This window comes from Acidovorax sp. KPB24-07 (assembly GCF_057543315.1).
On record NZ_BAAJYS010000646.1, the window covers coordinates 1 to 1,352 of the forward strand.

The 1,352-nt window shown below is 75.1% G+C and carries 2 pseudogenes; both read left to right on the top strand.

Features of this window, described 5'->3' with window-relative positions:
- Positions 1–522, top strand: a pseudogene (locus AC27IQ_RS24670) (hypothetical protein); the annotation flags it as partial.
- Positions 522–1,352 (top strand): annotated as a pseudogene (locus AC27IQ_RS24675) (ATP-dependent DNA helicase); the annotation flags it as partial. The pseudogenes AC27IQ_RS24670 and AC27IQ_RS24675, both read left to right, overlap by 1 nt.

The following is a 1,352-nucleotide window of genomic DNA, read 5'->3' on the forward strand; positions in this document are numbered from 1 at the left end:
GCGGGGCGGCTCTGGGCCGACGAGGCCGATGCGCCCCCGGCCCGCGCCGCCGCCCAGGTGTGGCGCATGGCGCGGCCCGATCTGTTCTCGGTGCGCAACACCACCGTGCCCGCCTACCTGCAGCCCATGGTGCACGAGGTGAAGGCCAGCCGCGCCGACCTGCTGTCCGACCTGCGGCACGGCGCCAAGCGGCAGGCCTACCAGTGGCTGTGCGAGGAGTGCTACTACGTGTTCCCGGCCGGCGTGGCCGCGCCCGAGGAGATTCCCGAGCCGTTCGGCGTGTGGGTGCTGCACGGCGAGATCGACCACGGCCGGTTCGAGCTGCTGCGCCCCGCCCGCCACGCGGGCTGCAGCCTGCCGTTCGCCGTCTGGATGGCGCTGTGCAAGGCCACGCCGCTGCGCAGCGAGGGCGAGCCGGCGCAGGGGTTGCTGGGCGAGGGGCTCACTGGCCTGGAGGATGCCGACTTCTCGCGGAATGCGGCCCGGGGCCCGGCGCCGGACCCCTGCGAGGGCACGGCCTGATGTACACCGTGGCCGTGCGCGAGCTGTGCGAGTTCACGGCCAAGCAGGGCGATCTGGACCTGCGGTTCACCCCCGCGCCCACCGCGCTCGAAGGCATCGCCGGCCATGCCACCGTGGCCCAGCGGCGCATGGCGGGCCGGGGGGCGGGCGCCGGCGCCGGCCCGGGATACGAGAGCGAGGTGGCGCTGGAGGGCCACTACCGCCACCTGCATGTGCGGGGCCGGGCCGACGGGTTCGATCCCGCCGCGGGCCGGCTGGACGAGGTCAAGACCTTCAAGGGCCAGCTGGACCGGCAGCCCGACTCGCACCGCGCGCTGCACTGGGCGCAGGCCAGGGTCTATGGGTGGCTGCTGTGCCAGGCGCGGCAGCTCGCGCGGATCGACGTGGCGCTGGTGTACTTCGACATCGGCAGCCAGCAGGAGACGGTGCTGGTCGAGTCCTGCACGGCCGACGCCCTGCGCGCCCACTTCGAGGCGCAGTGCGAGCGCTTTCTCGGCTGGGCCGAGCAGGAGGCGGCCCACCGCGCCACGCGCGATGCGGCGCTGCGCGCGGCGGTGTTTCCGTTCGGAGGCTTTCGCACCGGGCAGCGGCCCCTGGCCGAGGCCGTGTACCGCAGCGCCACCGCCGGGCGCTGCCTGCTCGCGCAGGCGCCCACCGGCATCGGCAAGACGGTGGGCACGCTGTTCCCGCTGCTCAAGGCGGCGCCGGGCGAGCGGCTGGACAAGGTGTTCTTCCTCACCGCCAAGACCTCGGGCCGGCAGGTGGCGCTGGATGCGCTGGCCCGCATCGCCGCGGCGCAGCCGGTGGCGGACCCGGCCGCTGCGCCGGGG